The organism is Rhodococcus sp. DMU2021 (assembly GCF_019641445.1).
GTDB lineage: Bacteria > Actinomycetota > Actinomycetes > Mycobacteriales > Mycobacteriaceae > Rhodococcus > Rhodococcus pyridinivorans.
In genome coordinates this window covers 1-3,235 of record NZ_JAIFKB010000041.1, presented here as the reverse complement: position 1 = coordinate 3,235, position 3,235 = coordinate 1, and the positions used below count along the sequence as shown (strand labels likewise).

Below are 3,235 nucleotides of genomic sequence, written 5' to 3'. Positions count from 1 at the left end.
ACGCGAGAAACGCGCCGTGATGCAACACGGACTCGGATCATCGACTGAAAGGTGCGCAATGCAACCACGCAAGATCGCCATTGCCAATCAGAAGGGCGGCGTGGGCAAGACTGCAACAGCACTCGGCCTGGCCAGTGCTGTGTCAGCGAATGGGGGCAAGGTCCTTGTCGTCGATGCCGACTCTCAGGGCAATGCCACCAACGGCCTCGGTGTGACCGTCGAAGGCGACATGCTCACCACCTACCACCTGATGAACCAGACCGTCGAAGGTGGCGCGGCAAATGCCGTCATAGCGACCGACTGGGGCGGAGTCGACCTGATTCCCGCAGACGAGGAGCTCGGCAAAATCGAGTCCGATGGCTCAAACGACCTGGTTTTCCGCCTCGATGTCGCCTTCGAAGGCCTGGATCTGAGTCCCTACGACGTCGTGCTGTTCGACTGTCCACCAAGCTTGGGCAAGGTCCTGTTCGCCGTCCTCATCGCTTGTGACGGGGTGGTAGCTGTCACCGAACCGACGATCGACAGTGTGCATGGCGTCGAACGCCTCGACGAAACCATCCGTACGGTGCGCAAACGTGCCAACCCTCGCCTCAACTTCGACAAGATCGTTCTCAGCCGCCGCCGCGGCACCGCCGAGCACAACTTCCGGGAGACCGAGCTGCGGGAGGTCTATGGCGATCTCGTAGCCCGCACGATCATTCCGGAACTGGCGACTCGTCAGGACGCGCACAGCGCACGGACACCGATCCATCAATTCCGAGGTGGTCGCGCGATTTCTCTTCAAACCGCCTACAGCGATCTTCTTGCCGAACTGTCTCTCACCACTGGAGGTGCATCGTGACCGCACAACGTCAGCCGGCGATCCGCAAGACCCACCCCGCCGAAGAACTGCCCGAACGCCCCACGCGCATCGAGCAATCAACGCCCGCGCCGACCCCAGTACCTGCACGTTCGGTCACGCCGTCAGTGACGGGAAGCGACACCGATCCGGCAGAGGGCCTGTCGGCGACGCACAACACGCGAATCCGTCCGAGCATCAAGGCGCGGCTGCGTAGGGGAGTGGACAAACTTCGCTACGAGACGGGAGACCGAACCATCAGCGAGGCGTCGATTACCGACAAGGCGCTGCAGGAGTATCTCGACAAGCACGGACTCTGACGTAGCACTACGAGACCCCCAGCACTGCGTGCGTTGCAGGCCCGCGACGCACGCAGTGCAGGTCCCTACGCGGCTGCAACCGCAAGGGGACCGTTGACCAGGACTACCCCCCGTCAGGAAGGACACCATCCGGTCATGCCCGACGATACAACCCCGCCCGCAACCGCGTTGCGAACCGAGCTGCCCGTGAGTCGACAGATGACACTGGCGTTGGTGACTGTGGCCGCCATGACCCTGTTCATCGCAGCGCTGTCCTTCATCCTGTCGTTTGATGCACTTCGAGCCTTGGCGATCGAGGTCGGTGTGCAACCGGGACGAGCATGGATGGCGCCGGTTGCCATCGACGTTGCCCAAGCTGCTGCAACCGCCGGCTATGTCATCTTCCGCATCTCCGGCCGCGGCCGATACACCCTTGCGTACTGCGCCACGTTGGCCGTGGTGACGGTGTTGTTGAGTGTGGTCGGCAACGCCTTCCATGCCTGGCAGACAGCTGAGCGCAACCTTGCCCGAGTTGCAGCAGGGGAGGACCTCGGGTTCGTTCCGCAGGCTCCCTGGATCGGAGCGCTGTTTGCCGCGATTTTCCCGCTGCTGTGGTTGGCGTTGTTCCACTTGTTCGTGATGATGATCCAGCGCAACCAACCCTCTCCCGGTACTCCGGCGCTTACCAACACCGTGGCGCCCGCTTCGACTGTCTCTGCCACCGCGCCTCGGACCGCGGTGCGTCCCGAGCCTCGTGCTCCCGGAGACGGCGCAACCGCTGACGGCGGTCTGGCAACCCCTCACAGCGCCGCGCACGCACCGTTGCAGGGCGGGCCCGTGACCGAACAGAGCGATGCAACTGCTTCGGGAACACCCGCCTTCGCCTGCAACTCGGTTGTCGAGCCGACAACAATGGGACAACCGGCGGTGTCCGTCACGCGCAACGGATATGCGCAGACCCAGGAGGGATTGCTTCGATTCCTCGCTGACTCCGGGTTCCACGAGACCGTGCAAGTCGTGGCATCGATGATGATCAAGTCCCCGCAACTGCGGCAGATCGATGTTGCTCACCGATTGCAGATCGACAAGTCCACCGTCAGCCGGCGGTGGCGGCAGTTCTGTCAGGCGGCCGAAACCGAAGGGTTTCTGGTCCCGCCATTGCCTGCAATCGAGACCGCTGATCCGGTGAAAGAGCCCTCCCTCGTCTAGACCTCCGTATCGGAACCTTGCCCCAAGCGGCGGCGGAGAACGCTGTCCGCCGCCGCCTATGTACTGCGACCGGCAGATTGTGCGGAAGGTCGGGGCGGTGACGATGAGGATGGAGCTGGAATGCCGAAGAGAGATGCCGTGTACTTCATTGACGGCCGTCGCATTCGGTCGCTTGAGGATTTTCTCCCTGTTGTGGGCGAAGCAGTATCGGGGCCCGGTGGGTATTTTGGTCGCGGCAGTCTCGGCGGCACAGGCCACTTCCTTCGAGAGTCCGCCGCGGTCTGCAAGCTGACGCTCCCAGAGCGCCATCGGTGGGACACGCAGTGGCTGTCCCCATGGCCACCGCGTATCCGTACGACAGCTCCTGAGGCACCTACTGACATTCCGTGCGGTCTGCCGCTGACATCGAGTGACGTATCGCCAGGTCGACCCGCTGACAAGTTCGTGCGGCCTCTCAGCATCGGTCAATCCGAAGGGGGTCCGGGGCGGATCGCCCCCCGGGAAACAGGACACTCCTTCGATCTCGGGCGCACCCACCGGGATAGAGCAGAGAGCGTGTCGGAGACTTCTCGTAATCTCTTTGAGCATGGCCGCCATACCGGAGACGTTGCATCACTACACGACGGCTGCGGGTTTGATGGGAATCTTTGAACCTCGCGATTTCCGCGGTTGGGAGGTTCCCACCACCTGCTCGCTCACCCTGTGGGCGACGGATGCGCGGTATTTGAATGATGCCCAAGAGTTGACGTTCGCGGCCAAGGACCTCGCGGAGTTGAGTCCCCGATGATGGTGTAACGCGGTTGCCGGCCTCGTCGTAGTAGACGTGGAGCGGCCACCGCGTGATCTTCGAGTGAACCCTTCACAGCACTCTCGAACGGAGCATCACGGT

At 62.8% G+C, this 3,235-nt stretch carries 4 protein-coding genes; all 4 read left to right on the top strand.

Annotation, left to right across the window (positions count from 1 at the left end; genetic code table 11):
* Nucleotides 1-58 precede the first annotated feature (58 nt).
* The 4 genes from K3M35_RS24845 (at nucleotide 59) to K3M35_RS24830 (ending at nucleotide 3,133) form a co-directional block, all read left to right on the top strand.
* A complete protein-coding gene (locus tag K3M35_RS24845) occupies nucleotides 59-841 on the top strand; it encodes a ParA family protein (RefSeq protein WP_220667185.1) in 783 nt (260 codons plus the stop codon).
* Nucleotides 838-1,158, top strand: coding sequence for a hypothetical protein (locus K3M35_RS24840; protein ID WP_006553234.1), 321 nt, complete (start codon nucleotides 838-840; stop codon nucleotides 1,156-1,158). The genes K3M35_RS24845 and K3M35_RS24840 overlap by 4 nt, the downstream gene beginning before the upstream one ends.
* A 228-nt stretch (nucleotides 1,159-1,386) precedes the next feature.
* A complete protein-coding gene (locus K3M35_RS24835) occupies nucleotides 1,387-2,346 on the top strand; it encodes a DUF2637 domain-containing protein (RefSeq protein ID WP_220667184.1) in 960 nt (319 codons plus the stop codon).
* 586 nt (nucleotides 2,347-2,932) lie between these two features.
* Nucleotides 2,933-3,133: a hypothetical protein gene (locus K3M35_RS24830; protein ID WP_220667183.1), complete on the top strand. Its 201-nt coding sequence runs from the start codon at nucleotides 2,933-2,935 to the stop codon at nucleotides 3,131-3,133.
* Nucleotides 3,134-3,235 lie beyond the last annotated feature (102 nt).

Coding starts and splice junctions, on each gene's coding strand:
- K3M35_RS24845 (WP_220667185.1), top strand. CDS start 59: ATGCAACCACGCAAGATCGCCATTGCCAATCAGAAGGGCGGCGTGGGC.
- K3M35_RS24835 (WP_220667184.1), top strand. CDS start 1,387: ATGACCCTGTTCATCGCAGCGCTGTCCTTCATCCTGTCGTTTGATGCA.
- K3M35_RS24830 (WP_220667183.1), top strand. CDS start 2,933: ATGGCCGCCATACCGGAGACGTTGCATCACTACACGACGGCTGCGGGT.